This window comes from Stenotrophomonas sp. FW305-3-2-15-E-LB1, from assembly GCF_058787375.1.
Map to the genome: position 1 here is coordinate 106,457 of NZ_JBYSZR010000004.1, position 26,808 is coordinate 133,264.

Consider the following 26,808-nt stretch of genomic DNA (forward strand, 5'->3'; position numbering starts at 1 on the left):
CCCCCCCCCCCCCCCCCCCCCCCCCCCCCCCCCCCCACTACCGCAGGGTCAGAACGCCGGCAGCACCGCGCCCTTGTACTTGGTTTCGATGAAGGCCTTCACCTGCGGGCTGGTCAGTGCCTTGGCCAGCTTCTGCACGCGGGCGTCGTCCTTGTTGTCCGGGCGCGCGACCAGGAAGTTCACGTACGGCGAGTCCTTGCTCTCGATCGCCAGCGCGTCCTGGGTCGGGTTCAGGCCCGCATCCAGCGCGTAGTTGGTGTTGATCAGGGCCAGGTCGACCTGGTCCAGCACGCGCGGCAGCATCGCCGAATCCAGCTCGCGGAACTTCAGCTTCTTCGGGTTGGCGATGATGTCGCGCTGGGTCGACAGGGCGTTGCTCGGGTCCTTCAGCTCGATCACGCCGGCCTTGTGCAGCAGGATCAGCGCGCGGCTGTTGTTGCTCGGGTCGTTGGGGATGACCACGTCGGCGCCTTCGCGCAGGTCGGCCAGCGACTTCACCTTGCGCGAGTACGCACCGAAGGGCTCGATGTGCACGCCGATCACCTTGGTCAGGTCGGTCTTGCGGTCGCGGTTGTAGGCATCCAGGTATGGCTCGGTCTGGAAGTAGTTGGCGTCCACCTGCTTCTGCACCAGCTGGTCGTTGGGCTGCACGTAGTCGTTGAACACGCGCACGTCCAGGTCCACGCCTTCCTCCTTGAGGATCGGCTTGACCACCTCCAGGATCTCCGCGTGCGGCACGGCGGTGGCGGCCACCACCAGCTTCTGCGAAGGCTCGCCGGACTTGCCGCAGGCGGTCAGGGCCAGCGCAGCGGCGAACAGGGGCAGCAACAGGGTCTTCTTCATGGGGGCAACGGGTCTCTCGGGGGGAGGGTCAGGAGTTTTCGTAGTTGGACAGGGCCAGGTCCAGCAGCGCCTTGATCTGCTCGCGCAGCATCACCGGCTCGACGATCTCGGCATCGGAACCGTAATGCAGCACGTCCATCAGCAGCTCGCGCGAGACGCTGTAGGGCACCTTCAGCTCGTAGCGGCCATCGGGCAGGAAACGGCCCTGCTGCTTGGAATGCCAGTGTTCGTCGGCCACCCAGCGCGCGGCCTTGGCGCTGAACAGGATGGTCGCCCAGCCCTTGGGCTGGCCGGAGAAGATGCCGTAGCTGGCACCCAGCTGTTCGTCCAGCTCGGATTCGGCCACGTCGCGGGCACCGCTGTCGACCACCCGCGCCTTGTGCACGCGGTCCACGGCAAAGCTGCGCAGGGCTTCGCGGTCGTGGTCCCAGGCATCCAGGTACCAGTTGTCGCGGTAGTGGGTCAGGCGCTGCGGCGAGACGGTGCGCCGGGTGGACTCATCGGTGGAGCGGGCGCGGTACTCGAACGCCAGCTGCTTGCGCTCCAGCACGGCCGAGGCAACGGTGCGGAAGCTGCCTTCATCGAACTTGCGGCCGCGGTGCGGGATCACCCGCACCCGGTCCACCGGCCAGTTGGAGACGCCGGCCTGGGCCGCCAGCAGGCTTTCGATGCGCTGCTGCAGCGGGGCCAGCACCGACGACAGCACGCCGCCGCCGGTACGCGCCAGCAGGTGCTGCGAGGCCAGCAGGGCGTGCAGCTCCTCCGAGCTGAGCCACAGCCCGGGCAGCTCGAAGCGATCGCTCTCGTCAGCCATGTAGCGGAAGCCGGCCTCGCCGTCGCCCTCGATCGGGGCCATCAGCGCGTCGCGCAGGAAGGCCAGATCTCGGTAGACGGTGGCACGGGAACAACCGAGCTTGTCCTGCAGGGTCGCCACCGTCACCGGATAGCGCGCGGACTTGAGCAGACGATGCAGGGCGGTGATGCGTTCGTATCGGTCCATGCCCCTGATTATGTCCGAGTCGCGGGCGTTGTGTGGGGGCTTTGGGCTATCGTGGGCGCCCCCCGCCCCCATGGAGCGCCCGATGCGCCGCCTGCCTGCCCTGCCCCTGCTGGCCTGCCTGCTGCTGGCCGCCTGTGATCGCGCCCCCGCTCCGGCGGCCGCCGGCGCCCCGGTACCGGCCGCCGAGCCGGCGCACGCGGTGCTGGCCGCCAGCGAGCGCCTGGCCGGCCTGCGCAGCTTCCACGCCGAACTGGACCTGCAGGGTGCGGCGCAGCCGGTGCGCAGCGCCATGGACTTCGTCGCGCCCGACCGCTTCCGGGTGCAGACCCCGGCCGGCCAGCAGACGATCATCGGTGACACCATGTTCCTGCAGGCCGGCAGCGCCATCCAGCAGGTACCGACCCCGCCAGGCCTGATGGAGCAGTGGCGCAGCCCGCTGCCCAAGGATGCGCCCGCAGCCGAGCTGCGGGCCGAGGATCTGGGCCGGCAGTCGCTGGACGGGGTGGATACCCGCCACTACCGCCTGCTGGGCGAGGCCGGCGAGCGGCTGGAATACTGGGTGGACGACCAGGGACTGCCGCGGCAGATCGTGCGCAGCGGCAGCAACCAGGGCCGTCCCTACCAGCTGCGCCTGCGCTACTCGCGCTTCAACGACCCGGCCCTGCGCATCGAGCGCCCCTGAATGGGCGATGGCGATAACGCCTGCTGAAGCGCTGCTTCCGACCGGTTCTGGCGGCTATGGCGCATCCAGTATCATCACGGGTTGTTAACCGCTTCGGAGAAGCCTTGATGTCCCTGCGCGTGACCCTGCTTGTGCCCCTCCTGCTGTGCGCGCCGCTGGCGTATGCCCAGGATGCCTCCGAACTGGCGGCGATGACTTCGCCGTGGAGCGGCAGCGGTGGCGAACTGGGCTTTGCCGCAGCCAGCGGCAACAGCAGCACCGAGAGCTTCAACGGCGCCCTGCGCCTGCGCTACACCGATGGCGACTGGGTGCACACCATGGACCTGTTCGGCCTGCGCTCCAGCTCCAAGGTGACCGAGACCAACGACGACGGCAGCACCTCCCGCCGCGACAACACCACGGCCAACCGCTATACCGGCGCCGCCGGCAGCGCGCTGCAGCTGGGCGAACACCGCCAGCTGTTCGCCAAGGTGCGTACCGAGCGCGATGACTTCGCCACCTATGATCGCCGCAGCTCGTTCGGCCTGGGCTACGGTACCCGCCTGATCAACACCGAGCGCCTCTCCTTCGACGCCCTGCTGGGCCCGGGTGTCAGCCGTACGCACAGCACCGAGGATGACCGCACCCGCACCGGCCTGATCGGCCAGGGCCAGTTCGAGCTGAAGTACGCCATCACGTCCAACACCGACCTGATCAACAACCTGCTGGTCGAATCGGGCTCGTACAACACCTTCGGCCAGAACGATTTCGGCGTGTCGGTGAGCATGAACGAACACCTGGCCCTGAAGGCCGGCTGGCAGGCCCGTTACAACAGCGACGTGGCCGACGACAAGCGCCGCACCGATACGCTGACCACGATGAATGTGGTCTACAAGTTCAAATGAGAAACGGGCGCCCAGGGCGCCCGTCTTCTTTTGGTAGTGCCGGCCGCTGGCCGGCAACTGGATGATGCCGGCCAGCGGCCGGCACTACCACAGCGGTTCAGACGTTCAGCAGCTCGCCTGCACCGCCGTCCAGCAGCATCCTGGCCACCTGCTGGCCCAGCGTTTCCGGATCGCTGGCCGGGCCCACGGCTTGGGCGCGCACCGCGCGGCCATCACTGGCACTGCCGACCATGCCCTGCAGGTGCAGATCCTGGCCCTGCCACTGTGCGATGGCCGCCACCGGTACATGGCAGCTGCCATGCAGCGCGCGGTTCATCGCCCGCTCCGCTTCCACGCAGGCACGGGTATCAGCGTCATCCAGGCGGGCGAACAATTCCATCAGCCGCGCGTTGCCACCATCACACTCCACCGCCACCGCGCCCTGTGCCGGCGCCGGCAGCCACTGCGGCGGCTGCAGGCGGGCCACGATGCGATCGCCCAGGCCCAGCCGTTCCAGCCCGGCCACGGCCAGCACGATGGCGTCGTAGCCACCGTTGTCGAGCTTGGCCAGGCGCGTGTTGACGTTGCCGCGCAGGTCCAGCAGCTGCAGGTCCGGGCGCAGCGCGCGCAGCTGCGCCTGCCGGCGCAGCGAGGACGTACCCACGCGCGCGCCGATGGGCAGCGCATCCAGCGAGGCATACAGGTTGGAGATGAAGCCATCGGCCGGGTCGTGGCGGGTCAGCATGGCCGGCAGCGCGAACGGCGCATCCAGTTCCATCGGCACATCCTTCAGCGAATGCACCGCGCAGTCGGCATCGCCGCGCAGCATGGCCAGCTCCAGTTCCTTCAGGAACAGGCCCTTGCCGCCGATGGCGGCCAGCGAGCGGTCGAGCACTTCATCGCCGCGGGTGCTCATCGGCACCAGTTCCACGTGCAGGCCGGGGTAGGCCTGGCGCAGGCGGTCGGCGACGTGTTCGCTCTGCCAGAGGGCGAGCGGGCTCTTGCGGGTGGCGATGCGGACGGTTTCCATCCGGGCATTATCGCGCCTATCGGCGGGATACGGCCAACGGCGGAGCCCCTCGTGGCTGGGGCGTTGGCTGGATCCATCGTGCTTGGCCGGGTGGGTGGGCCGCGCAGGGGACGCTGCAAGTACGTCCCTGTAAGCTCGTAGGCGCCATCCATGGCGCCTGCGCCCCTGCGCAACCCACCCACCCGGCCTCTGACAGTTTCCGTGCGCGCCAGCCACGGAAAATCAAAAGAAAAACAGAGCAACAGCGGGTCGCTCCGCTCGAAGCCGAGCATGGCTCGGCTCTACATTTCTCTCCCCTCCGATAACACCAATGCCTTTGCCGTCCGACGCAGGGAAAACGAGAGGGTTGGGCCGGGGTGGGGTGGCGGGACCGTTGGCGCCATGGATGGCGCCATCGAGCCCCCATGGATGGGTTTACGGCGTGTACCCCCCCCCCCCCCCCCCCCCCGGCCCGACCCAGCACGTAAAAACAACGAGCCAACCAACCCGCCGTTGCTGTTGCTTCAGACGTTGCTCGTAAGCAGTCGCGGCCGCAGGCCGCGCGGAACCTCACAGATGCCGCAGTTCCTGCTTCAGCGTCGCCACGCACCGCCGGCTCACTTCCAGCGGCTGCTTGCCATGCCGCAGCACCGCCTGCACCTGCCCGCCCACGCCACGCCGCAGCTCCACCAGTTCATGGCGCGCCACCAGGCAGTTGCGGTGGATCCGCACGAAGCGGCTGGCGAACTCCTCTTCCAGCGACTTCAGCGATTCTTCAATCAGGTCTTCGCCGCGTGCGTGGTGCACCACCACGTACTTTTCTTCGGCCTGCAGGTAGTGGATGTCATCCAGCGGAATCAGGCGCAGGCTGCCACGCAGGCGGGCGCACAGCATGCTGCGGGCCAGGCCGCCGCTGTGCTCGGGCTGGCCATCGCGGCCGGCCAGGAACGTGCGCGCACGGGCAATGGCCGCCGCGAGGCGTTCGGCGCGCACCGGCTTCATCAGGTAATCGATCGCTGCCGCCTCGAAGGCCGACAGCGCGTGCGCATCGTAGGCGGTGCAGAACACCACCGCCGGCCGTGGTTCGAAGCTGGCCAGGTGACGCGCGGCTTCCAGGCCGTCCAGGCCAGGCATGGCGATATCCAGCAGCACCAGGTCCGGCTGCAGTTCCGCGCACGCATGCAGGGCCTGTTCGCCGTTGCCGGCCTCGGCCACCACGTCGATGCCCTCCTGCGCGGCCAACAGGCTGCGCAGGCGCTCGCGGGCCAGCGGTTCGTCATCGGCGATGACTACCCTCACGCTCATTCCCTCACTGGATCGGCACTGTCACCTGACAGGCATAGTAGCCTTCGCTCCAGCCGGCCGTCATCCGCGCGGCACGACCGAAGCGCCACGCCAGCCGATGGCCGATGCTGTGCTGGGCGTGGCCGGCACCGCGTGCCAGGGCCAGCCCAGGGGCCTGCGGATCCGGCGCCGGATTGCGAACTGTGATCTGCAGCTCATTGTTCGTGCAGGCCAGCAGCAGCTCGATGGTGCCGCCTTCGGGCAACCGCGAAATACCATGCAGCACCGCGTTTTCCACCAGCGGTTGCAGCACCAGTCGCGGCAGCGGCAGGTCCCACGGCAGGGGTTCCTCGCGCTGCCAGCGCACCTGCAGGCGTTCGCCCAGGCGCAGCGATTCAATCGACAGGTAACGCTCGGCCAGCTCGCATTCGTCGCGCAGGGTCGAATCACCCTCGCCGGCGCCCAGTGCTGCACGGAACAGATCGGACAGATCCAGCACCGCACGCTCGGCCACGGCCGGGTCGCGGTGCAGCAGGCTGGCGATCAGGTTCATGCTGTTGAACAGGAAATGCGGGCGGATGCGCGCCTGCAGGGCGTCGGCCTGCGCGCGTGCGTTGGCCTGCACCTGCGCGGCCCAGCGGTCACTGACATAGAAATAGCGCAGCGCCAGCGCGGTGATCAGGGCGGTGGTTGCAGCACTGCCCAGGGTGAAACGCCAGAAGCTGATGCCGCGGGTGAAGTTGTCACCCAGCACCGCGTACAGGGCGTGGACGACGCCGGCGCAGGCCACCGCGATGAACGCCGACAAGCCGATGGCCAGCACCGCGCCAAGCACCTCGGGCAGGGTCGACAGTGCGCGCCGCAGCAGGCACAGGCAGGCGCTGACCGCCAGCGCAAGCCACAACGCGAAACCGCTGGCCGAGGCCAGCTCGCCCAGCGTCCAGTGGCGGCTGCCATCGGGCGCCAGGGCCAGCACCACCACCACCAGTTCGGCCAGGCCCAGCATCGCCAGCATGCGCGGCAGGCGGCACAGTTCCGGCATCCACGGGGCGCTGGCGCTGGCAGCCATGGCTCAGGCCACGCCCAGCCGTTCCTGCAGCCAGTCGCCCAGCGCCTGGATTTCCTCGGCGCAGACCTGGTGCGCCATCGGGTAGCGCTGCCACTGCAGGGACAGGCCCAGCGTGCGCAGCACCTGCGCGCTGTGCTCGGCCACCGCCAGCGGGATCACCGGGTCGCCACTGCCGTGGGCCATGAACACCGGCACGTCGACCGCGCCGTCGACGCGGCGGGCGGCTTCTGCATCGGGCAGGTAGGTGGACAGGGCGATCAGGCCCGCCAGCGGCGCGGTACGTTCCAGCGCAGCACTGAGAATGACCGCCCCGCCCTGCGAGAAGCCGGCCAGGAAGATGTGGTCGGCGGCGACGCCGCGTTCGATCTCGCGCGCGATCAGCGCATCCAGCTGGGCCACCGATTCACGCACGCCGGCCATGTCGGCACGCGAGCGGAAATCCATGCCGACGATGTCGTACCACCCGCGCATCGGCACGCCGTTGTTGATCGTGATCGGCCGCACCGGTGCATGCGGGAACACGAAGCGCAGCGCCGGCCAGTGCGGGCGCACCAGCTCGGGCACGATCGGCGCGAAATCATGGCCATCGGCCCCCAGGCCATGCAGCCAGATCACCGACCATTGCGGCGAGGCGCCGGTTTCCTGTTCCACCGTTTGCAGCATGATGCGGCTCCTTCAAGTTCGAGCCGCATTATGCCGCCGCCATGGGGCGATCAGTACAGCGGCGGCTGCTGGGCCGCTTCGCGGCGCAGTTCGGCGGCACGCACCAGAACGGGCGGCGGAGTGTTTTCCTCGGGGATGTCCAGCAACCCCAGGCGGTGCAGGAAGCCACCGGGCCCGCGCGAAGAGGTCAGCGCCACCACGGGAATGGCCAGCACCATGCCGATCACCACCGGTGCCATCCACGCGGCCAGCGAGGGCGATACCGCCCAGGCCAGCACACCCATGAAGGCACCGAACACGCCCAGCCCGCCATAGCCACGGACCAGCGCCATCCAGGAAATGCCGCCGTCGTCGCGCTGCTGCGCGTCCCAGCCCGAATCGCGGCCGGACAGCACTTCGGCCACGCCGCGCGACTGCACGTACATCACCACCGGCGCCATCAGCGCCGCCAGCACGGTTTCCACCAGCATCGACACGAAGGCGCGGAAGGCGCCACCGCAGCCGCGCCGATCCACCGGATCCAGCAGCATGGCCAGGTAGCCCAGCACCTTGGGCAGCAGCAGTACGGCCATGGTCGCGCCGAACAGGCGCACCACCTGCTCCTCGTCCTGCGCACGCCAGTACACGCTGGGCGACAGGTGCAGCAGCGCATTGAAATCGATGCCTTCCTGGAACAGCGGGATGGCGATGCCGATCAGCATCAACATGCCCCACATCGGCGCTGTGAAGTAGTGGCCGATGCCGATCAGCATGTGCACGCGGCTGATCCAGTGCAGGCCGCGGCTGCCGACCACCTTGCCGTGCTGCAGGTTGCCCTGGCACCAGCGGCGGTCGCGCACCAGCATGTCGGTCAGGGTCGGCGGGCCTTCTTCGTAGCTGCCGCCCAGGTAGGGCACCATGTGCGCGGCCCAGCCGCCCCGGCGCATCAGCGCGGCTTCGACGAAATCGTGGCTGAGCACGTGGCCGCCGAACGGCTTGCGCCCAGGCAGGGCCGGCAGGCCGGCCTGGTCGGCGAAGGCGCGGGTGCGGATGATCGCGTTGTGGCCCCAGTAGTTGCTCTCGGCGCCATGCCACCAGGCCACGCCGCGGGCGATCACCGGCCCGTACACGCGGCCACCGAACTGCTGCATGCGGGCAAACAGGGTTCGGCCGCCGATCACCGACGGCAGGGTCTGGATCAGGCCGACGTCAGCGTTGTGTTCCATGCCGGCCACCAGGCGCACGATGCTGTCGCCGGTCATCAGGCTGTCGGCGTCCAGGATCAGCATCTGCGGGTAGGCACCGCCGAAACGGCGCACCCAGTCGGCGATGTTGCCGGCCTTGCGCGCGCCGTTGTCGCTGCGGCGGCGGTAGAACAGGCGCACCCGGCCATCGGGCACAAGTTCGCGCAGCTCGTTGAAGACCAACTCTTCGGCGCGGGCGATGTCCTCGCGGCGGGTATCGCTGAGCACGAAGAAATCGAAGCGTTCCAGCTGCCCGGTGGCAGCCACCGATTCGTAGATCGCACGCAGGCCGGCCAGCAGCCGTCGCGGGTCTTCGTTGTAGGTGGGCATCAGCAGCGCGGTGCGGCTGTGCACGATCGGCAACGGCTTGTCCGGGTCGATGCCCAGGCGGTAGCCGCGGTCGAACACGGCGGTGAGGAAGCCGGCCACGGCACTGGCGAAGGACAGCGCGATCCAAGCGAACAGGCCGACGAACAGCACCAGCAGGCAGGCCTCGAGCACACTGATGCCGTCGGTGGACAGGACCCGCCACATCATCCGCGTGGCCACGGCGGTCATCGCCGCAGTACCACCGAAGAGGTACAGGCGGCGCAGCTTGATCATGCGCGGCGAGGTGCGGTGGCGTCGGACCTTGAGCTTGCCCTCGCGCAGGGTCTGCTCGGGCATCTGCAGGGGGGCTTCGGGCGGCAACAGCGCCCAGCCGGCGTCCAGCTCGGGGTTGCCCGGGCCGGCGTGGGAGGTGGTTTGAGCTTCCATCGCGTCTACTCCGCCCAGGCAGCGCAACTGGCCGTCCTGGCCAGGCGGCATGCACCAGGGTTCCCCGCGCGCATTCCCGGCGCCCGCACTTGTCCTGCCTGCGACGGCGTCACGCCGCGCAGTCGATGTCTGTCACTACCGGAACCCACACGATCTCCAACGGGGCGGAATCGAAAATGCGGCCCAGCATAAGAGGGCAAATGTAAGGTGAGCGCGAAGGTTTACGCCGGGGATTTCCCCCATTCAGCAAAAAGCGGGCGATGGCGGGCTCGAGCATGCCGCGCACACGCAGGCGCGACGGAAACTGGATCGAGCAAAATGATAACGATTCCCAATCAGGGGATTCGGCCGCAGATGCGCCAGGAGACGCCAACCTGGGTTGGCCGATGCTCGTTCTGCGCAGAAGGGTGCCAACCAGCGTTGGCACCCGCCAGGCTAGATCGTCTCGGGCGCAGCCGGATCGCGGCTGGCCGCCGTGCGCGCGCGGTCCATCGCCACCGCCAGTTGCTGGCGGGCGAGCAGTTGTTGTGCCTGCACCACTTCGGGTGTCGGCAGAAGCACCGGGCCAGGTGCGTTTTCCGGTGTAACAGGTGTGGTCATGCAACCTCCGTGGACATCCCGCCGACCGCAGGCCAAGGCCCAAGCGACAGCGGAACTGCGCACCCTATCCTAAAAACAAGAAGGGTGGGTGACGGTGCGACGCCCGGACGCAAGGCCCTGACTGGTTCAGCGTCACATTTCTTGCGGCCCGGACTGGCTGGCTGAATGCGACGCATTTATCATGAAAACGTTTTCTTACACGGACGTTCCCATGAATGCCATCGATCTTTCCCGTTTCAGCGCGAAGTGGCAGTTCCGCTTCAACTTCTACCAGCAGCACGGCTCGCCCAAGGATCCGCGCTTCGCGCCGGCCTGGAAAGCGCTGCCCGTCGGCGAGCGCCTGACGATCAACATCAATTTCCTTGCCCTGTTCTTCAGCTGGATCTACCTGCTGACCCTGGGCATGTGGCGCAAGGCGCTGGTGATGATCGCCATCTTCATCGGCCTGTTCGCACTGGCCTTCGTGCTGCCGACCATCCTGGTCCAAGGGCTGATCGGTGGGTTCTGCGCGCTGCTGGCCCACTGCACCAACTACGGCTACTACCTGGAGCAGGTAAAGGGCCGCGCCAGCTGGAACCCGTTCGACGGCTTCATCTGACGCACGGCCAGCGGTGCGGATGTGCATCAACGACGCCCGGCTCCGGCCGGGCGTCGTCGTCTGCGCCGTCAAGCCGCGCGCAGCTTCGCCGCCGCCGGCGCATCGGCCTGCAGGCGGAAGCGCGACACTGCCACCGCCAGCTGCTCGGCCTGGTCCTCCATCGCCCGTGCGGCGGCCGTCGCCTCTTCCACCAGCGCCGCGTTCTGCTGGGTGGTTTCGTCCATCTGCACCACGGTCTGGTTGACCTGCTCGATGCCCGCCGACTGCTCGCGCGAGGCGGCCGAGATCTCGGCCATGATGTCGTTCACCCGGCCCACCTGGCCGACGATCTCCTGCATCGTGCGGCCGGCACCGTGCACCAGCTGCGCGCCTGCGCCGACCTGCGCCACCGAGGCGTCGATCAGCCCCTTGATCTCCTTGGCCGCGCCGGCAGAGCGCTGCGCCAGCGCGCGCACTTCACTGGCCACCACGGCGAAACCGCGGCCCTGCTCGCCGGCTCGCGCCGCTTCCACTGCAGCGTTCAGCGCCAGGATGTTGGTCTGGAACGCGATGCCGTCGATCACCGAAATGATCTCGGCAATGCGCTGCGAAGAGTTCTCGATCTGCTCCATGGTCTGCACCACCTGGCCGACCACCTGCCCGCCTTCGCTGGCCACGCCGGCCGCCGATGCCGCCAGGCTGTTGGCCTGCTGCGCGTGCTCGGCATTCTGGCGCACGGTGGAGGTCAGTTCCTCCATCGACGCGGCCGTCTCTTCCAGGTTGGCCGCCTGCTGTTCGGTGCGGCGCGACAGATCGCTGTTGCCCGAGGCGATCTCGCCGGCCGCCAGGCGGATGCTCGCCGCCGACTGCTGGATCTGGCCGACGATCTGGGTCAGCTGCTGCACCGTGCTGTTGGCATCGTCACGCATCACCGCGAACACGCCGTGGAAATCACCCTGCATGCGCGTGCTCAGGTCGCCGGCGGCAATCGCGCGCAGCAGCGTGGAGAGCGCGGCCAGGTTGTGGTCGCTCACCTGCATCATGGTGTTGAGCGTTTCCACCATGCGGCGGAAATCGTGCTCGAAGCGCTGGCTATCGCCACGCACGGCGAAATCACCGGCAGCCGCGGCGGCCGCCAGCTGCTGGATCTGTTCGTTGATCGCGCCCAGGTTGGCCTTGGTGGTGGCCATGGCGGCGGTGAACACCGCCTTCTCGCCCGGCAGGGCCTCCATGTCCACGCTGAGGTCGCCCACGGCGTAGCGCTGCATCACGTCCACCAGGCGCTGGGTGACCGCGTTGCTGGACGCCACCAGCTGGTTGCTGTCGGCCACCATGCGGCCGTATTCGCCCGGGAAGGCGCTGGCATCCATGCGGTAGCTGATCTGGCCCTCGTCATGGCGCTGCGCCATGTCCGCCTGCGCCGCCATCACCGCCTGCAGCGTGCCACGCATGCCCTGCATCGCCTCCAGCAGGCGGCCCACTTCATCGTTGCTGCGCGGCGGCAGTGCGGTGTCCAGCCTGCCGGCCGCCACGTCACCGGCGATGCGCACGGCCTGCGCCAGCGGGCGGATGGCCAGGCGGCGCAGCAGCACGTAGACGCCGGCACTGAGGGTGAGCGCGGCGATCACGCCGACCAGCAGGGTCAGCCACAGCAGCTGCCGGGCTTCGGCCACGATCACGGCGTGCGGCACCACCACGCCCAGTGCGAAGTGCTGCGGGGCATCGCCCACCTGCATCGGCACGTACAGGCGCACGTTGCCTTCGGCATCCGGCTCGAACGCCTCGAACGTCTTGCCCTCTGCAATCTGCGCCAGCATCTGCTGGGTGGCCGCATCGCTGCGCGGCTTGCCGATTTCGGCAGCATTGGCCGCCGCCAGCACCACGCCCTTGGGCGAAAGCAGTTCGACCCGGCCGGCCCCCATCGGGGTCAGCGTGGCCAGGTGCTTCTGCAGCGCCGCCAGCGAGAAATCGACGGTGAACACGCCCAGGAAGGTGCCGTTCTCCACGATCGGCGTGCTCAGCGTGCTCATCAGCACCTGCTGGCCACCGATGGCGTACGAGTAAGGCTCGCTGACCTTGGGCAGCTTGTCCCGGCTCGGCCCCATGTACCAGTCACCCGAGCCGTCGGGCAGATCGGTGTAGGCAGTCATCGGCGACTGCTGGGTCTTGCCGTTTTCCCAGGCCCAGTAGCTCATGAAACGCCCGGTGGCATCGTGCGCTTCGCTGTCCACGAACTCCGCATCCTTGCCATCGAAGGCATTGGCCTCCCACATGGTGCTCTTGCCTACCCATTCCGGGTGCGCGTGCAGCTGTTCGCCGATGACCGCGGCCAGCGCGGCACGGTCCGGGGCATCGCCGCGGGCCCGCTGGGCCAGCACGGTTTCCACCATCGCATCGTTGCTGGCGAAGGCCGTGCCCAGATCGGCCGAGACCTTGCGCGCCTCGGCAATCGCTTCGCTGCCCATGGTCTGGCGCGAGGCATTGACCAGGCTGGCACTGGCCTGGCGGTAGATGAGGAAGGCGGTCACGCCGAAGCAGAGCAGCGCGATCGAAGCAGTGCCCAGCATCAGCTTGTGGGCGATGCTGCCCGGGCGACGGGCAGCGGCAGAGCGGGAAGAAGGCATGGATGGATCCGCAGGCAGTTCAGGACAACCGGCACCACGACGGTACCGCGCAGATGCGCGATCCCTCGCGCGGCCGCCTGCCGGCTGCGGATCGGAACCCACGGTGGCAAGGCACGCACCGGGTTAGCGGCCGCAGACGGGGCGGGTTGAGGAAAACCGCCTGCGGGAACCTGAATGGACTCACGTAGCGTCGAGCTTGCTCGAGGTTCCGCCGCGTAGAGTCGAGCTTGCTCGACTGATGCCAGGAGCAGTCGAGCAAGCTCGACTCTACTCCACCACGCGGTCGCCCACCCATTGCGTGCGCGGCAGCACTTCGATGCTGCCCGCCGCGTACTGCTGCAGCACGCCCTCCGGGCCGAAGCGCGGCTGCCAGCCCAGCGCCTGGCGCAGGCGGCTGCTGTCGTAGACGCGGTCAATGCTCAGCGGCAACGGCCAGCCGCGGCGCTCGAATTCGGCCAGCAGCTGCGGCACCCGCCGGGCCAGCACCTGCCGCGGGTTGGCGGCCAGCTGCAGGCAGTCGCTGCGCTGGAACGGCGTGGCCGCACAGGCGATGTAGCGCTGGAAGGCCCCGCCCTCGTCCACCAGCAATGCCGCATGCGCGCTGGCCACGTCGCGCGCATCGATGCCGCGATGCAGGCGGAACATCGCCATGCGTTCAGGCGACTCGGGGAAGCAGCGCGCCATGCGCAGCACGCGCACGTCAAACCCTGGCCCTGCCGCGCGCTCGGCCAGCGCTTCGGCCTGCAGCTTGGTGCGGTGGTAGATGGTGCGCGGCAGCGGGTCGGTGGTTTCATCGATCCAGCGGCAGCCACCGGCCACCACGGCGTGGCCGTACAGCGCCGTGGTGCTGGTCAGCACGAAGCGGCGCACACCCGCCTGCCGGGCCAGCTGCAGCAGCTGCGCGGTGGCGTCCACGTTGATCTGCTGGAACACCTCATCAGGCACCAGGCCGACATGCGGTGCGTGCAGGGCTGCGGTGTGGATCACCGCATCCACGCCCCGCACGGCGCGCTCCAGCGCCTGGCGGTGGGTAATGTCGGCAATGATGCGGGTGGTGTTGAACGGGCTGCGGTCCAACCCCACCACGTCGTGCTCGGCAGCCAGCGCACCGAAGATCGCGCGCCCGATCCGCCCGGAACTTCCGGTCAACAGGATCTTCATTGAATCCATTCACTCGACAACGCCCGGGAGCTACCGGGATGACCCGATTCTAGGCGCGGGCGAAGGCTCGGCAACAGCCTGTTCACGTGCGCGGCCTGGTAGCGGGGCGTCAAGCGCATGCATGGCCGGCGTGAAAGCCGCGGTGGGGATATGCACCTGCCATTAGCCCCGCCTGTGCAGGATGGAAGCGGTCGTCGAAGCTGGCGGCGTCCCTTCCGCACAGGAGACACAGCATGGCCAATGCACCCCACGGCGCACAGAATCGCGGCTTCGCCTCGATGGATGAAGACAAGCAACGCGCCATCGCCGCCAAGGGCGGCCGCGCGGCCCACGCATCGGGCAACGCGCATGAATTCAGTTCCGCCGAGGCACGCGTCGCCGGCCGCAAGGGAGGTGAGGCGATCAGCCGCAACCGCCAGCACATGGCGGCGATCGGCCGCGAGGGCGGGCATGCACGGCATGCCAATGCGCAGCGCCAGCAGCAGCAACAGATGCAGGACGAACCGCAGGCCCCTGCCGCACCAGCGTCGCCCTACCCGCAACAGGGCTGACTCTCCGTCTGGGCCAATCCATCCGGGCCAATAACGACCAGGCCCCGCCAATGGCGGGGCCCTGCACAGCAGCGATCACGCAGCCGAAGCTGGGGATCAGGCCGCCTTCATCGCATGCTTGCGGTCGCGCATCACGCGGTGGCAATCCTGCACTTCCGGCAGCCACGCGGTCACTTCCTGGCGCACGGCCGGCGGCAGGTCGTTGTCGTTCAGCACGTCCTTGAACGCGCCCAGCAGGCGGTCCTCGGATTCTTCCAGCTCGGCCACGTAGCCATAGTTGGTATCGCCGAAGGCGGCGCGTACTTTGCCGTAGAACTGCTGCATGGAACCGACCATGGTGCCGTGCTCGGCCGGCTTGCCGCCGGTGGCGACGACGGCGCTGCTGAGCGAGGACACGATACGCGCCTTGACACCGGCGATGCGCACGAACAGTGCGGACAGCTCGGTGTCCTTCACCTTGGTGGCGGCTTCTTCATAGAACGACTTGCCGTCGCGGGCGATCTCGATCAGGTCGTTGAGGCGGTGTTCGATGGTGGACTGGGTGCTCATGGTGTTTCTCCTTGATCGGGTCTGCGGGATGAGGGCAGCGGTGTGTCCGTTGCCTGCAGGACCAGAGTGGAGAAGTGCATGTGCGGCGCGGGTGAGCACTGTTTTATGCAGGAATCACTGTCTCGAACGGCAACTGACTGTTCACGTTCTCTTGCATGGGATTCACGCTCAGAGAACGTTCTCGTCCATCCTCATGGATTCGGCGATTCGCCATGCGATGACGCGAATTTCGACAGCGAAGACGACTCGACGGGCAAATCGTTTGCCAGGCACCATTCCACAAAGTCGGCCACCGCCACTGTCACCCGGACAGTGCCGACGCCACTCACTCTGGCGAGCCACACGTGGCGCTCAATATCTTTCTCCCACTCGGCAAACGTATCGTGCCAGTCCCGCTCAGGCAGGAGCGCCTTGAAGATGGCGTACTCTTCCTCCCGGAACCATGCAAACGCAAGATACGGAGCATCATCCGCGCGAGGACGAGGAAGTGGCACGAGGGCGGGACGACGGTGTCTCATGGTTCCATGACCTCGGCGGAGCGTCTCTGAAGTATCCGACAGCGGCCCCTTTCGGTAAATGCGCAGGTAGGTGCGACCAGGTGTCGATTCCCGCCCCCGCCGTTCGTCGGAACGGGAAAGGCAGGCCCTTCGCCTGCAGGAGCACCGCCATGCACCCGATCCTCACCGCCTTCGCCACCTCCCCCGACCGCGGCCAGGGCCTGGCCCGCGACATGCGCGTGCGCTGGGCGCTGGAGGAACTGGGCATCGCCTACGACGTGCAGCTGCTGACCTTCGCCGAGATGAAGGAACCCGCGCACCGTGCGCGCCATCCGTTCGGGCAGATTCCCACCTATGAGGACGGCGATCTGCGGCTGTTTGAATCGGGCGCGATCATCCTGCACCTGGCCGAGCAGCATCCGGGCCTGCTTCCCGCGGATGCAGCGGGCCGCATGCGCGCGATCGTCTGGATGTTCGCCGCCTTGAACACGGTGGAACCGCCCATCGTCGAGCGCTCGATGGCCTGGGTGCTGGAGCGCGAGCAGCCCTGGTACGCGCAACGGCTGGTGATGCTGGATGAGCGCGTGCGGCGGCGGCTGGATGAGCTGTCAGCACGGCTCGGTGATGGCCCCTGGCTGGACGGCGCGTTCAGTGCCGGCGACCTGCTGATGGTGTCGGTGCTGCTGCGCTTGAAGAGCAGCGGCATCGTCGATGCATTCCCGTTGCTGGCTGCCTACGTGGCGCGCGCGACGACGCGGCCAGCGTACCAGCGCGCGTTTGCTGCGCAGCTGGCGGTGTTCCAGCACCAGTAGCACCAGCAGCCGCCACATTGACGCCCAGCCCGCACAGGCCTAAAGTCTGCGCCGCAGCCCTGCATCAGGCGCTGCCGCAGGCGTTATCGTCATCCAACGCGCCCACACCCGGGAGGGCCTCAGCAGAGGGAACCCGGATCAAAGGCGCCACGGTACCGTCCTGCCCTCCCCTTTCTGCTGGAAGGGATGCATCCTGCCGTGGCCTTTCCCCAGACCCTCTGGAAAGGCACTCCCATGAAGCTCTCCGGCAACACCATCCTCATCACCGGCGGCAGCCGTGGCATTGGCCGCGCATTCGCCGAAGCCCTGCATGACCGCGGCAACCAGGTCATCATCACCGGCCGCGACCCCGCACTGCTGGACGCCATCTGCGCGCAGCGCCCCGGCATGACCGGCCTGCCACTGGAGCTCGGCGACACCGCGTCGCTGGCGCAGGTGGCCGAGGTCGTACACGCGCGCTTTCCCTCGCTGAACGTGCTCATGGCCAATGCAGGCATCTCGCGCGCGGAAGATCTGGCCAGCGGCCACTGGGATGACCTCGATGCCGAAGCCATCGTCGACACCAACATCCTGGGCGTGCTGCGCACGGTCGCGACCTTCCTGCCGCTGCTGACCCGGCAGCGCAGCGCGACCTTGATGGCCACCAGCTCGTCGCTGGCCTTCCTGCCCCTGGCCAGCTTCCCCACGTACTGCGCCAGCAAAGCCTTCCTTCATTCGTGGCTGGTATCGCTGCGCCATCAACTGCGCCACCTGCCGGTGGACGTGCTGGAACTCTCGCCGCCCTACGTGCAGACCGGGCTGACCGGCGCCGCGCAGGCCAGCGACCCTCGCGCCATGCCCGTGCAGGACTACGTGCAGCAGGTGCTGCTGAAGCTGGAACGCGGCGATCATCCACGCGGTGAAGTGCTGCTGGACGCTGACCAGGCGCGACGCTGGGCCGAACGCGATGGCACCTACGATGCGATCTTCGCGCTGATGAATCCCGCGTAGGCGCGGTCGCACCACCGCGCCTGACAGCCGCCGCCGGAAGGATCCGGTGGCGGCCCTCAGCGCAGCGGATCGGCCGCCACGCCCTCATGGGTGATCTTCACCGGCAGGATGTGGCCCTGCGCATCGAAGTGCATGCGCTCGATGGCGGTCTCGCGATGGTCGCGGGCGGTGTCACCGTGCGGGCGACGGTGGTAGACGATGTACCAGCGGTCGGTGCCCGGCACGTGGATCACCGAGTTGTGGCCGGCGCTGGTAGCGATGGCTTCATCCTGCTGCAGCACCGTGCCGACACGCTTGAACGGGCCGGTGGGTGCATCGGCAATGGCATAGGCCACCGTGTAATCCGGGCCACCCCAGCCGCCTTCGGACCACATGAAGTAATAGTGGCCACCGCGCTTGAACATCAGCGGGCCCTCCACGTATTCCGGCGCGGGGGTGATTTCCTTGAACAGCGAACCATCGGCCAGCGGCAGCACGCCGGTGAAATCATCCTTCAGGCGGACGATGTTGGCGTGCTTCCAACCGCCGTAGATCATGTACCAGGCGCCGTCGTCATCCTTGAACACGAACTGGTCGATGGGCTGCGCGCCATTATGGAAGGCGCCTACCAGCGGCTTGCCCAGCAGATCCTTGTACGGGCCTTCCGGGCGGTCGGCCACGGCCACGCCAATGCCACCCAGTTCGCTGTCGGTCTTGATGTCGTTGGCGGCAAAGAAGAAGTAGTACTTGCCGTTGTTTTCCACCACGGACGGCGCCCACATCGCGCGCTTGGCCCAGGCCACGTTTTTCGCGTTCAGAACATCGGCATGCTTGGTCCAATGCACCAGATCCGGCGACGAGAATGCATCGAAGGTGATCTGCGCATCGTAGTCCGCCGAGGTGGTCGGGAATATCCAGTAGCGGTTGGCGAATACCGCCGCTTCCGGGTCGGCATACCACCCCTTCAGGATCGGATTACCCGAGGTGGCCGGCGGCGCGGCCTGCGCGCCCGTTGCCAATGCCGCTGCCATGCAGGCGGCCATCATCCACTTGCCCAACGCCATGCCGTGCGCTCCCGTGCTGGATAGATTGGGAGCATATTAGATCGATTCAGATGCGGAATGCGCGGGCAGCCCCACCCCATGCGCGGGAGTGGGACGCAGGCCTCAGGCTTTCTTGATGACGGTGCGCTTGCCGATGCTGCTGGTCTTGCCCGCGGTCGGCTTGGCCAGGCCCGGAATCAGGAAATCGGTGACCTTGTGGCCCATGGACACCTTGTGTGCCAGCCAACGCGGCATGCGGCCACGGCCGGTCCAGGTCAGGCGCTTGTATTCCGGATCGCGGTATTTGGCGGCGACCTTGCCGGTTTTACGGCGGGCGGGTTTGCGCGCGGGTGCGGCGGTTTCTGTGGCTTCATCACCGAAGAGTTCTTCGATGGTGTAACCGGCTTCGGCGGCAGCGGCCTTCAGCAGGCGGCGCACGGCGGCGGCCGGGCGGCGGGTGGTGATGAGGGCTTTGCGCTGTTCGGCCGCAGCCACCAGTGCGCCCAGCTCCCGAAGGCTGAGCGATTCGATATCGATAGTCATGCGGGGAAAGGTCTACTGCGGCGGGCTGGGTGTCAAGTTTGTTTTATTGATAAATCAGCAATGGCTGGCGGACGATGCTTCCCGCTTATCAGACATGGCATCGAGGCCCCCTAGCTGATCGTCAAACAGAGCGGATGGTTGCCAGCACGCGAGCCATGAAAGCAACCGCGAAGCCGGCCAAGTACTCGAGAAGTGCCCGATGCCGTTCTCTCAAAGGAACTGAAGCTGTCGAGCCTTTCAGAGGCGTACGCGTCAGCGGTTTGATCTCGTCCTTGGTCAGGCAAAGCTTTTCAGGATTTTCAAACATCCTTGTTGGAAGGCTAGGCGCCCTTGGGCGCGCTAGGGCCCTCTGGTGCGCCCACTGCCTTACGCAACAAGATCGCCCGGTTCCACTCCCCGATGTAATCCAGAGAGCTACTCTCGGCTACACACCAAGGAGGAGCCCTGGACGAGTTGCCAGCCGCACTGGCGTTTGAGCAGGAGATCACCCTTCTGATGCAGCAGCTAACCGCCCAGCGGGTCGACCTATCTAGCAAACACCGGCTGACCGTCGAGGAATCGGCGTTCTACCGCAGCGTCTCTCGCAGCCAGTTCGACTCTCACATTGCGGAACACCTAATCGAGGCTCGCAACTTCACGGGTGAGAAGTTCCACCAAAAAGCCCCGCTTATGCGGGGCCATCGAGTTCACCCGGCAATCTTGATCTTGGGTAAATCCACCAATGTTGGAGTCACGACGACCGCTTTTCCATCTTGAATTCGAATGACAAATCGGCCGGTCTTCACTTGCCCTTTGTGTACGGGAGCCAAGTTAGCCTTGCCGTTGCTCTGCGGCGCTACGATTCGAACTGGACGATCAGACACCTCAAACGCCGGTGCCTTCATGGCGGCGGAGTTGTAGGAGCTACGCATCATGGTTGTATCCCACATGTTGGTGAACGATTTCCGGCTCGTTTAAAAATGCAAAAGGCATGCCACGTTGCATAAGGCCTACCCGTGTACGGCCTCCGACCGTCGGAATGCCCATTGCGAACTTCTGTATAGCAGATTCGGCGTTAACCAAGGTTGACACCAAATCGACTGCGGATTGTACAGGCAAATTGGCCCAACTGAATTGAGGAGCCCCCTGACCCCAGGGCAAGTCCTCCGGCAGCTCCACCGTGACGTCAAGCTGAGCTTGTTCAGGAATCTCTACGCCCTGCTCCCTCAGCTGATCCAGCACTGATGTCACTAAAGTCGAACGTTGCCTCTCCATCGCGGCGGCCACTGCATGGTTTATGGGCCACATCGCGTTGAAGCTGGTACCGTTTATCAATGCTTCGATCGACGAAGTCTGTCCTCCCCAAGCCGCACTGCAATGGGGTGCATCCGGAAATATCTCGGCAGCTTCCCCTGCATCTCCCGCCGCGATACTGACCCTAAAAACCTTGATGTAGGCATCATCTGGGCAGTAGCCAGAAACGATGAACTGAAGGTCATCAGCCCGGTAGTACCCGTCACCCTTCTCGGGATCGAACTGGACCTGCTGCTCCCAAAGGGGGCGCAGGAAATCGATGAAGTCGTTTACGACCTGCTCGGCAGCTTCGTATATTTTCTGATCTGCGAAGCACCTCCGGCGAAACCGGTCTGCCAGATCTGAAATTACTACTCCGTTCAACGTACCGAGTCCTGCAGTGGTTGCTGCCACGGAGCGTTCAATATCGGACACGTCCTTGTCCTGATACAGAACGAACATTTTCCGTACTCCGCCCATGATGTTGGTAGGCGTCATCTGGAAATTGCGCTCATCAAGAACAAGTAGTGGCCTCCCCTCCGCATCCCGAATTAGCTCACCATCTTCATCTCGAGCCAGTGCGTCGGGAGTACGAAATGGAAAGTACGCACGCTCCATCATGCTGGAGAGCGAATCGCATCCTAAAACGACGCCATGGTAAGTGGCGACGACTACGTTTGTGGTCATCCACTCCCACTGTTTGCTGTGCCCCGGGTTCGGCCAGCTTCTGCTCAGCCGATGGCGAATACTAGTCTCAGTCTCAGAAGATTACGACAGGGGTCTGCCTGGCGGCACCTTTATCGTGGTTTTCCCGCCCCCCTCCCCACAGGACGCCCCTCCCCTGACTCTCGGTCCGGCTCGGCTGGCCTCGCGCCACTCCAGCACCATGCGCGAGACCGTCTTTCAGCCACCAGCCGGCTCCCCAGCCACTACCCCCTCCTTTCGCACCAATCGCGGTTGCAGCAAAGGCCATTCATTGATCCGGGCATCTCCCTACCTGATGTGAGCACCAGCAACGAAAAGCTGCGAGAGGAAGCTGACGAGCTACAGCGCAATGCCGCCGGGTCACACCACATCTGGACGTAGACCTTAGAGATTAGAGAACAGAATCCAAAACCTGCGGATACAGCTGAAGTAGCCAGATTGAAAAAACAGCAAGCGCGGCCAAAACACAGTTAGCGAACACCGCATAGCCAATCTTCGCCCCACCTCCACTGGCAGCGTGGAGGTGCTTTCGTCGATCTGTGCTTGTGTGAAAGATGATGACATACCAGATGCCACCTACGACGACTGCTGCCAGGTTGATCGCTATCTCCTTACTCCATGTCCAGGGCCAAACACGCCCCAGTAGGACTGCTGCGACAGCAAGCATGTAGGTGCGGATAGTAGTTAGGAACCAGTCAAGTACCGGCAGATAGTACTCGTCAATGTCGAAGATGGCGGCAACAAACCACAACGAATTTACTGCGAGCGACAGGTAAAACATCGCCCCAAGAAGAGGGATCGAAGAGATTCCACTCACAACTGCTTCGACAGTTTTAGGGTTTTTCCAGATGTATGGCCCCCACCATTGGAAGATTACTGAAAGCACAAGTAATCCCCAAAATTCAAGAATCCAACCGCCGCGCAGAGGCTCACCCACCGACCTCGCGGCACCCAGAGTAACGTCTAGCTGGCTTGGGAATTGCTGGGAGGACATGGTACTACCCGCTGCATTTACGTCTGATATCGGCCCCAACTGCTGCTTCTTAAGGCATGGGTGCTGCGGACAATCTCGGACCGGCATATGGATCATCCCCAAGCCAGTCCCATGCGCACCGTTCCAGCGAAGTGACGATCTGATGGCGTCAGCGTAATGCCACGCTGTCTTTCGGAGACTAGTTAACTGCGCTGAACGACCCTTGCAGCGACTAGATAGCGACCTGCAGCTGTAGCTCGTGTGTAGGCGTCAGGCCGGGGATTGGCTCCCTTTGGCTCAATCGGCGTGTTGATTGCGTCCTAATCGCGCCACAACGGTCTACGCGGCTTGCAGGACCTTCTCTGCACCTTCGACGGCCGATGTGACGGGATAGAAGCGCAACTCAGCCGCCAACGCCTCAGCCTCAATCTCTTCGCGCGCACTGGCTACAGCAGTCCTCTGCTTATCGCCCAGCGTAACGTCGTCGCTTCGCGTCGTCGCACCGATCAACGCCGCTCCTGAGATTCCAACCAGTTCCCGAGCACGCTGAAGCTCAAAAAGGCGAGCTCTAGCATCACGAATGCTTGCACCAATACGCAATGGGTGAACGACACAGAAGTGGAGAAGCGCCCGTTGTGATGCAAAGCCAAACTTCACAGGATTGCCTCCGTTGACCAGAGGAGTAGAACGGCCAAAATAGTCCGAAAACTCCGGACGCTGCGCCAGCACTAAGTCCTTAACCTCGGTACTAAATCGTCGATTGACGTCTTCTGGAAGTGGCGTCTCGGCTTGATCAAGGTCTTCTAGCTTGGCCAAGCTCGCCATACTGGAATAGAGCAGCGCAGCTGTACGCAGGAGATCATTTAAACTGTGTGCAGACGTTTCCCTCAGCGGCCCAGGGACAAGCCCCATGTACCTCGCATCCGAAGACTCAATGCTCCCGTTGCGCTGTTCAGCAATTGCGACGTATGTGGACAATGCTTGATCAATTAGACGGCGAGCACCGGTGGCCTGAGCACCAAACATCCCATCAAGTGACTCGTCTCGAATGAAACGGAAGACGCCTGCCGTACCCTCGAAATTGTAAAGAACCCCAACAAGAATTCGCTCACCAGTTCCCGTCACCGGCTCCCAAAACATGGGCCGCCAAGGGTGCCGCTGAGGCTTGGTCACGATGGACTCCGTAGGCATATTCATCACAGATTTGCCAATAGATCATCAGGTCTGGGGAAGCGAGCAGTGAGGCGTGCACCCAAGTCCTCAAGGCGCTCAACGATCAGTGCTTGCCACGGTCCAGCATTGTGCATCCCTTCTACAACAAGGGCCGCGCTGGCAACTTCTGATCGATTCAGAGCCAACCATTGGGCGATTGCACCATGTAGCGCCTCGTCCGCCTTTCCGGCCTCTACCATCAGTATGCACAACTTGTTCAGGTCATCCATGTGAAGGCCGTTCCCAAGAGCTAGTGCGTGATCTATCCAGGCCTCTTGGGTGCCGTCCCAAAGTATATTTCCGAGGTTGCGGTCGCGGTTGTCTATCGCTTCATCTATCGCAAGAGCCAGCGGGGTGGAAGGAAAGGAACCGACCAAAGTAGTAGCCAGTCTAAACGCGATTTCCTGGTCGGCCTCCGCATGACCCGGCCCTAGTCCAACCCGCTGCTTGAGATTAGGGTATCCAACATCAGCACTGGCAAACGACACCCCGTGGGTGTCCGCAATTAGGAATGGTCGAGGAACAACCAGACCCCATCGGCTCAGAAGAATTGAGCAGAGCGCCTCCGCAAAGACAAATTCCGGAGGGTCCCGCTTAAGAACTGCGGCAAGAAGCTCGCCGTCCACCGTCTGAATTACACACCGGAGAGCCCCAAAATCGCCGTCTCCAGCTGGCGTTTCCGATCCTTCAATTACCGTGGCCCAAGCCAATTCCATTTATCCCCCCCCTTGAGGCCTTGGTGGCGCCATGCCCGATTGGAGAGATCCTAACCGGCCTAGAGCCCACCGGCCAATGGCGGACGAGAGTTACAGAGTGGGGGGGCGGGCTCTAGTGAGATCAATGAGCGATCCGCGAACATCTAGCCCGCTGAGATCTACCGCAGCGGCTACCGTGCATTCGACTGTCTAGGTGTGGGGAGCGTACCGCAGACGCCCTCCAATCGACCGAGCATTAATCTGGTGGGCCCACCAGGATTCGAACCTGGAACCAAAGGATTATGAGTCCTCTGCTCTAACCGTTGAGCTATAGGCCCTGCGCAGCGCCACAGTGTAGTGGAGCGCGCCCCCGCCCGGCTACTCAGGCATCACGGCCAGTGCCTTGGCCACCTGCTCCAGCCGCACCTCGGCAATCTCCGCGAAGTGCTGCATCTGCCTCAGATGCGCGTGGAAAAGGGCCACCGTCCGCCGGGCCGATTCAAGCCCTGGCTGATTGCCACCACTAAAGCCCTCAACCAGTCCCGATCCCGGGAGCGTCAGCAACGCGTACGTCGTACGCCGGGCAAACCCCAGCCGATCCTCGCGCTCATCCTGCAGCACCTCATCCCAGTCCATCAACGGCACGAAATCACAGTCGTCCGCCGCCCCCTTTTCATCAGAAGCGACACCAGCTATCGGCTTCAGTCCCATCTCGCTCTCCTACGATTCGTCGAACCTCTTCCGCCTCCTGTTGAGAGAGGCGACCGGGTGCTTCAACACGGTCGTAGGGCCGCCCGCAGCTTTCCTCCTTGCGGAGTCTTGTATGGCTGCGCGCCACCCGGTCAGAAACCTTGGAGCTCACCGGGATGGCGAGTGATACGGCTTGACCTTGGACTGCCTGCTATTGCGTCAGACAACCCGCCTACGAAGGTGTGTTGAGCACCTGCGAAGGACTGTGTAGAAAGGAAGGTAGAGGGCTCAATTGCTGATTGCGACACGCTCTGGAGTGCATGCAGCATCCGGAAGGTCCAACGCCTTGAACGGATTAGGAATTCGACTGGGTGAGCGCAGCGCACAGGAAAATTCTGCGGTCAGATTCCAACAATCCTCAAAGCCGAGTACGTCACAGGGCGCAGCGCCGAGGCACTAAGAGCGACTCAATCATTGGAAACGCGGGGAGATGCGTCACCCGAAATCACCCGAACCGCGCCCCCATCACCCTCACCCGCTCGGCATTCCCCCGCGCCAGCGCGCGCAATCCGTCCGACCCCACCCGCGCATCCCCCGCAACGCGCGCCCAGAACTCGCTCGCCAGTGGCGCCGCCCAGCGCAGATGCTCCAGCTCCCCGCTCTCACGCGGCGCCACCGCATCCAACAGCACATCCTGCCGTAGCACACCCAGCCGCGACGGCGCCAACGACATCGGCAACATGTCGTAGGCCGGCGCCAGCGGGAACGGGCCGCGATCAACGAGGCGGAAACCGATGTTGCCCTGGTGCATGTCGCTGTTGCCGATCAACCGGCCAAACGCATGCAGCCGCGCCATCGCCTGCACGGTCGCCGCAGACAACCAGCCCAGCGCCTGCAGCTGCGCACCCGCGCGCGGCCACTCCAGCGTCGCTTCGCCGGTAAACGCGGACGACAGCGACAGCAGCGAAACAAAGCCCCGGCGCCCCAGCACATCGGCACTGCGGTCGAAACGCGTGACTTCCAGGAAGGTATGCGTGGGCGTCTGCAGCAACTCACTGCTGGCGGCATCCACGCCAGCGGCGCGCAGGGTTTCCAGTGCCAGGTGTTCGCAGACCAGCAGGTCGGACCAGCGTTGCGCGGCCTCGCCGCCGTCGGGCTGGGCAAACTTCACGATCACCGCGCGGCGACCACCCTCGCCTTCCACGGTGGCGGTGAACTTGGGCTGCTCGCCGCCGGGCGAAGAACCCACGTCTTCGCCGGCCAATGCGGCACGCGCGCGTTGCGGGTACTGCTGCGGGCGGTCGCGTACATCCACGCGGTCAGGCGGTGCATCCAGCGCGGCCAGAGCCGCCTGCACGGCCTCACTGCCCAGCAGCAGATCGCCGGTCTCGGTTCCGCCGCCATGCACCAGCGCCACCAGCACGTCGTCGCGCTGGCAGCGGGCCAGATCCGAAGGCAGTCCAAGCCCGCGCGCACGTCCATGCGCGAAGCTGCGGCCGAGGAAGCCCTGCGGGCGCAGGTCGTCGAGGTACCACGGCAGGCCCGGGAAGAAGGCGGCGATGTCGCCGTCCGGCGCGCGCAGCAGGTTGGGCCGCGCACGGCTGGCATCCACGTGGAAGGTGTCGCCACTGAGCGCGATCACACGACCCAGCTCTTCCAGCGTGGCGTCTTCGCGCAGGCGGTACAGCGGCCATTCGCTGCCCACGCGGGAGGGCTGGCGCAGGGCATAGGCGGTGGCGCGCGTCTGGCCCAGGCGCACGACCTGATCGCCACTGGCCGCGACCAGGCGGCTGAGCGTCATGCGGTTCACGCCCAGGCGCTCGGCCAGCGCGGCCGCCGGCTGTGGCTGGCCGGGGGGAAGCTGGGCGATCAGATCCTGGGGTTGCAGGAGCGCGCGGCGGGCCATGGGCGGGCCTTGGGGACGAATAGTGTTACGTATTTAT

Annotated in this window: 27 protein-coding genes and 1 tRNA gene; 6 read left to right on the top strand and 22 right to left on the bottom strand. The window is 65.4% G+C overall.

From position 1 onward, the window contains the following. Positions 1-48 precede the first annotated feature (48 nt). Positions 49-843: a MetQ/NlpA family ABC transporter substrate-binding protein gene (locus tag AC3WL7_RS04855; protein ID WP_079223577.1), complete on the bottom strand. Its 795-nt coding sequence runs from the start codon at positions 841-843 to the stop codon at positions 49-51. 28 nt (positions 844-871) lie between these two features. Beyond that, a complete protein-coding gene (locus AC3WL7_RS04860) occupies positions 872-1,843 on the bottom strand; it encodes a helix-turn-helix transcriptional regulator (RefSeq protein ID WP_492749536.1) in 972 nt (323 codons plus the stop codon). A gap of 82 nt (positions 1,844-1,925) precedes the next feature. On the opposite strand from AC3WL7_RS04860, the gene AC3WL7_RS04865 reads away from it, so the two are divergent. Together AC3WL7_RS04865 and AC3WL7_RS04870 are read left to right on the top strand one after the other, a co-directional pair. Beyond that, complete coding sequence (locus AC3WL7_RS04865) at positions 1,926-2,525, top strand: hypothetical protein (protein ID WP_108758929.1); 600 nt, start codon at positions 1,926-1,928, stop codon at positions 2,523-2,525. A gap of 107 nt (positions 2,526-2,632) precedes the next feature. After that, on the top strand, positions 2,633-3,409 hold the full coding sequence (locus tag AC3WL7_RS04870) for a DUF481 domain-containing protein (protein WP_492749537.1): 777 nt from the start codon (positions 2,633-2,635) through the stop codon (positions 3,407-3,409). A 97-nt stretch (positions 3,410-3,506) separates the two neighbouring features. Here AC3WL7_RS04870 and hemC read toward each other — a convergent pair whose 3' ends face one another. The 6 genes from hemC to AC3WL7_RS04900 all read right to left on the bottom strand — a co-directional run bounded on the left by hemC (position 3,507) and on the right by AC3WL7_RS04900 (position 9,992). Beyond that, a complete protein-coding gene (hemC, locus tag AC3WL7_RS04875) occupies positions 3,507-4,418 on the bottom strand; it encodes a hydroxymethylbilane synthase (protein ID WP_492749538.1) in 912 nt (303 codons plus the stop codon). 549 nt (positions 4,419-4,967) lie between these two features. After that, positions 4,968-5,702 (bottom strand): LytR/AlgR family response regulator transcription factor, encoded by a 735-nt coding sequence (locus tag AC3WL7_RS04880; protein ID WP_492749539.1) that lies wholly within the window; start codon positions 5,700-5,702, stop codon positions 4,968-4,970. A gap of 4 nt (positions 5,703-5,706) precedes the next feature. Next, positions 5,707-6,723 (bottom strand): sensor histidine kinase, encoded by a 1,017-nt coding sequence (locus AC3WL7_RS04885; protein WP_108747884.1) that lies wholly within the window; start codon positions 6,721-6,723, stop codon positions 5,707-5,709. Between the two features lie 30 nt (positions 6,724-6,753). Continuing rightward, positions 6,754-7,413: an alpha/beta hydrolase gene (locus tag AC3WL7_RS04890; RefSeq protein WP_108758933.1), complete on the bottom strand. Its 660-nt coding sequence runs from the start codon at positions 7,411-7,413 to the stop codon at positions 6,754-6,756. A gap of 50 nt (positions 7,414-7,463) precedes the next feature. Beyond that, positions 7,464-9,392 (bottom strand): glucans biosynthesis glucosyltransferase MdoH, encoded by a 1,929-nt coding sequence (gene mdoH / locus AC3WL7_RS04895; RefSeq protein ID WP_108747442.1) that lies wholly within the window; start codon positions 9,390-9,392, stop codon positions 7,464-7,466. A 435-nt stretch (positions 9,393-9,827) separates the two neighbouring features. Continuing rightward, positions 9,828-9,992, bottom strand: coding sequence for a hypothetical protein (locus tag AC3WL7_RS04900; protein ID WP_174208702.1), 165 nt, complete (start codon positions 9,990-9,992; stop codon positions 9,828-9,830). Between the two features lie 211 nt (positions 9,993-10,203). Between AC3WL7_RS04900 and AC3WL7_RS04905 the strand changes: the two genes are divergently transcribed. Further along, complete coding sequence (locus AC3WL7_RS04905) at positions 10,204-10,590, top strand: DUF2628 domain-containing protein (RefSeq protein WP_283222436.1); 387 nt, start codon at positions 10,204-10,206, stop codon at positions 10,588-10,590. 68 nt (positions 10,591-10,658) lie between these two features. On the opposite strand, the gene AC3WL7_RS04910 is transcribed toward AC3WL7_RS04905, so the two are convergent. Then, the gene (locus tag AC3WL7_RS04910; protein ID WP_492749540.1) at positions 10,659-13,193 is read right to left on the bottom strand and encodes a methyl-accepting chemotaxis protein; all 2,535 of its coding nucleotides are present in this window, start codon (positions 13,191-13,193) and stop codon (positions 10,659-10,661) included. A gap of 267 nt (positions 13,194-13,460) precedes the next feature. Then, entirely contained in the window at positions 13,461-14,354 is an 894-nt protein-coding gene (locus AC3WL7_RS04915) for an NAD-dependent epimerase/dehydratase family protein (protein ID WP_108747445.1), read from the bottom strand. A gap of 233 nt (positions 14,355-14,587) precedes the next feature. Here AC3WL7_RS04915 and AC3WL7_RS04920 point away from each other — a divergent pair, with 233 nt between their 5' ends. After that, positions 14,588-14,905 carry a KGG domain-containing protein gene (locus AC3WL7_RS04920; protein WP_079223595.1) on the top strand — a complete coding sequence of 106 codons (318 nt, stop codon included), beginning with the start codon at positions 14,588-14,590 and terminating at the stop codon, positions 14,903-14,905. Between the two features lie 96 nt (positions 14,906-15,001). On the opposite strand, the gene AC3WL7_RS04925 is transcribed toward AC3WL7_RS04920, so the two are convergent. Together AC3WL7_RS04925 and AC3WL7_RS04930 are read right to left on the bottom strand one after the other, a co-directional pair. Further along, positions 15,002-15,454 carry a PA2169 family four-helix-bundle protein gene (locus AC3WL7_RS04925; protein WP_079223597.1) on the bottom strand — a complete coding sequence of 151 codons (453 nt, stop codon included), beginning with the start codon at positions 15,452-15,454 and terminating at the stop codon, positions 15,002-15,004. Between the two features lie 191 nt (positions 15,455-15,645). Next, the gene (locus tag AC3WL7_RS04930) at positions 15,646-15,972 is read right to left on the bottom strand and encodes a hypothetical protein (protein ID WP_492749541.1); all 327 of its coding nucleotides are present in this window, start codon (positions 15,970-15,972) and stop codon (positions 15,646-15,648) included. Positions 15,973-16,121: 149 nt separating this feature from the next. Between AC3WL7_RS04930 and AC3WL7_RS04935 the strand changes: the two genes are divergently transcribed. Next, positions 16,122-16,763, top strand: a complete 642-nt coding sequence (locus AC3WL7_RS04935; protein WP_492749542.1) for a glutathione S-transferase family protein — start codon at positions 16,122-16,124, stop codon at positions 16,761-16,763. 234 nt (positions 16,764-16,997) lie between these two features. After that, positions 16,998-17,753, top strand: coding sequence for an SDR family oxidoreductase (locus AC3WL7_RS04940; RefSeq protein ID WP_492749543.1), 756 nt, complete (start codon positions 16,998-17,000; stop codon positions 17,751-17,753). 56 nt (positions 17,754-17,809) lie between these two features. Here the strand turns inward: AC3WL7_RS04940 and AC3WL7_RS04945 are convergent, their stop codons facing one another. The 10 genes from AC3WL7_RS04945 to yjjJ form a co-directional block, all read right to left on the bottom strand. Beyond that, entirely contained in the window at positions 17,810-18,796 is a 987-nt protein-coding gene (locus tag AC3WL7_RS04945) for a glycoside hydrolase family 43 protein (RefSeq protein ID WP_492749544.1), read from the bottom strand. 102 nt (positions 18,797-18,898) lie between these two features. Then, positions 18,899-19,318 carry an H-NS histone family protein gene (locus tag AC3WL7_RS04950; RefSeq protein WP_492749545.1) on the bottom strand — a complete coding sequence of 140 codons (420 nt, stop codon included), beginning with the start codon at positions 19,316-19,318 and terminating at the stop codon, positions 18,899-18,901. A 686-nt stretch (positions 19,319-20,004) separates the two neighbouring features. Beyond that, positions 20,005-20,232, bottom strand: a complete 228-nt coding sequence (locus AC3WL7_RS04955; protein ID WP_492749546.1) for a hypothetical protein — start codon at positions 20,230-20,232, stop codon at positions 20,005-20,007. Continuing rightward, positions 20,222-21,277: a hypothetical protein gene (locus AC3WL7_RS04960; protein ID WP_492749547.1), complete on the bottom strand. Its 1,056-nt coding sequence runs from the start codon at positions 21,275-21,277 to the stop codon at positions 20,222-20,224. The genes AC3WL7_RS04955 and AC3WL7_RS04960 overlap by 11 nt, the downstream gene beginning before the upstream one ends. 409 nt (positions 21,278-21,686) lie before the next feature. Then, positions 21,687-22,289: a hypothetical protein gene (locus AC3WL7_RS04965; RefSeq protein WP_492749548.1), complete on the bottom strand. Its 603-nt coding sequence runs from the start codon at positions 22,287-22,289 to the stop codon at positions 21,687-21,689. Between the two features lie 318 nt (positions 22,290-22,607). After that, a complete protein-coding gene (locus AC3WL7_RS04970; protein WP_492749549.1) occupies positions 22,608-23,441 on the bottom strand; it encodes a hypothetical protein in 834 nt (277 codons plus the stop codon). A 23-nt stretch (positions 23,442-23,464) separates the two neighbouring features. Continuing rightward, a complete protein-coding gene (locus AC3WL7_RS04975) occupies positions 23,465-24,196 on the bottom strand; it encodes a hypothetical protein (RefSeq protein ID WP_492749550.1) in 732 nt (243 codons plus the stop codon). A 241-nt stretch (positions 24,197-24,437) separates the two neighbouring features. After that, positions 24,438-24,513, bottom strand: a tRNA-Ile gene (locus tag AC3WL7_RS04980). Between the two features lie 40 nt (positions 24,514-24,553). After that, on the bottom strand, positions 24,554-24,886 hold the full coding sequence (locus AC3WL7_RS04985) for a hypothetical protein (RefSeq protein ID WP_492749551.1): 333 nt from the start codon (positions 24,884-24,886) through the stop codon (positions 24,554-24,556). Between the two features lie 484 nt (positions 24,887-25,370). Next, entirely contained in the window at positions 25,371-26,771 is a 1,401-nt protein-coding gene (gene yjjJ / locus AC3WL7_RS04990; protein ID WP_492749552.1) for a type II toxin-antitoxin system HipA family toxin YjjJ, read from the bottom strand. Positions 26,772-26,808: the final 37 nt, after the last annotated feature.

What these genes read in the sequence shown, in the direction of transcription:
- AC3WL7_RS04910 (WP_492749540.1), bottom strand. Translation starts at nt 13,193, where the DNA reads ATGCCTTCTTCCCGCTCTGCCGCTGCCCGTCGCCCGGGCAGCATCGCC.
- AC3WL7_RS04880 (WP_492749539.1), bottom strand. Translation starts at nt 5,702, where the DNA reads ATGAGCGTGAGGGTAGTCATCGCCGATGACGAACCGCTGGCCCGCGAG.
- AC3WL7_RS04865 (WP_108758929.1), top strand. Translation starts at nt 1,926, where the DNA reads ATGCGCCGCCTGCCTGCCCTGCCCCTGCTGGCCTGCCTGCTGCTGGCC.
- AC3WL7_RS04885 (WP_108747884.1), bottom strand. Translation starts at nt 6,723, where the DNA reads ATGCCGGAACTGTGCCGCCTGCCGCGCATGCTGGCGATGCTGGGCCTG.
- AC3WL7_RS04925 (WP_079223597.1), bottom strand. Translation starts at nt 15,454, where the DNA reads ATGAGCACCCAGTCCACCATCGAACACCGCCTCAACGACCTGATCGAG.
- mdoH (WP_108747442.1), bottom strand. Translation starts at nt 9,392, where the DNA reads ATGGAAGCTCAAACCACCTCCCACGCCGGCCCGGGCAACCCCGAGCTG.
- hemC (WP_492749538.1), bottom strand. Translation starts at nt 4,418, where the DNA reads ATGGAAACCGTCCGCATCGCCACCCGCAAGAGCCCGCTCGCCCTCTGG.
- AC3WL7_RS04975 (WP_492749550.1), bottom strand. Translation starts at nt 24,196, where the DNA reads ATGGAATTGGCTTGGGCCACGGTAATTGAAGGATCGGAAACGCCAGCT.
- AC3WL7_RS04920 (WP_079223595.1), top strand. Translation starts at nt 14,588, where the DNA reads ATGGCCAATGCACCCCACGGCGCACAGAATCGCGGCTTCGCCTCGATG.
- AC3WL7_RS04915 (WP_108747445.1), bottom strand. Translation starts at nt 14,354, where the DNA reads ATGAAGATCCTGTTGACCGGAAGTTCCGGGCGGATCGGGCGCGCGATC.
- AC3WL7_RS04890 (WP_108758933.1), bottom strand. Translation starts at nt 7,413, where the DNA reads ATGCTGCAAACGGTGGAACAGGAAACCGGCGCCTCGCCGCAATGGTCG.
- AC3WL7_RS04870 (WP_492749537.1), top strand. Translation starts at nt 2,633, where the DNA reads ATGTCCCTGCGCGTGACCCTGCTTGTGCCCCTCCTGCTGTGCGCGCCG.
- AC3WL7_RS04855 (WP_079223577.1), bottom strand. Translation starts at nt 843, where the DNA reads ATGAAGAAGACCCTGTTGCTGCCCCTGTTCGCCGCTGCGCTGGCCCTG.
- AC3WL7_RS04900 (WP_174208702.1), bottom strand. Translation starts at nt 9,992, where the DNA reads ATGACCACACCTGTTACACCGGAAAACGCACCTGGCCCGGTGCTTCTG.
- AC3WL7_RS04955 (WP_492749546.1), bottom strand. Translation starts at nt 20,232, where the DNA reads ATGATGCGTAGCTCCTACAACTCCGCCGCCATGAAGGCACCGGCGTTT.
- AC3WL7_RS04935 (WP_492749542.1), top strand. Translation starts at nt 16,122, where the DNA reads ATGCACCCGATCCTCACCGCCTTCGCCACCTCCCCCGACCGCGGCCAG.
- AC3WL7_RS04860 (WP_492749536.1), bottom strand. Translation starts at nt 1,843, where the DNA reads ATGGACCGATACGAACGCATCACCGCCCTGCATCGTCTGCTCAAGTCC.
- AC3WL7_RS04960 (WP_492749547.1), bottom strand. Translation starts at nt 21,277, where the DNA reads ATGACCACAAACGTAGTCGTCGCCACTTACCATGGCGTCGTTTTAGGA.
- AC3WL7_RS04985 (WP_492749551.1), bottom strand. Translation starts at nt 24,886, where the DNA reads ATGGGACTGAAGCCGATAGCTGGTGTCGCTTCTGATGAAAAGGGGGCG.
- AC3WL7_RS04950 (WP_492749545.1), bottom strand. Translation starts at nt 19,318, where the DNA reads ATGACTATCGATATCGAATCGCTCAGCCTTCGGGAGCTGGGCGCACTG.
- AC3WL7_RS04930 (WP_492749541.1), bottom strand. Translation starts at nt 15,972, where the DNA reads ATGAGACACCGTCGTCCCGCCCTCGTGCCACTTCCTCGTCCTCGCGCG.
- AC3WL7_RS04965 (WP_492749548.1), bottom strand. Translation starts at nt 22,289, where the DNA reads ATGTCCTCCCAGCAATTCCCAAGCCAGCTAGACGTTACTCTGGGTGCC.
- yjjJ (WP_492749552.1), bottom strand. Translation starts at nt 26,771, where the DNA reads ATGGCCCGCCGCGCGCTCCTGCAACCCCAGGATCTGATCGCCCAGCTT.
- AC3WL7_RS04945 (WP_492749544.1), bottom strand. Translation starts at nt 18,796, where the DNA reads ATGGCGTTGGGCAAGTGGATGATGGCCGCCTGCATGGCAGCGGCATTG.
- AC3WL7_RS04940 (WP_492749543.1), top strand. Translation starts at nt 16,998, where the DNA reads ATGAAGCTCTCCGGCAACACCATCCTCATCACCGGCGGCAGCCGTGGC.
- AC3WL7_RS04905 (WP_283222436.1), top strand. Translation starts at nt 10,204, where the DNA reads ATGAATGCCATCGATCTTTCCCGTTTCAGCGCGAAGTGGCAGTTCCGC.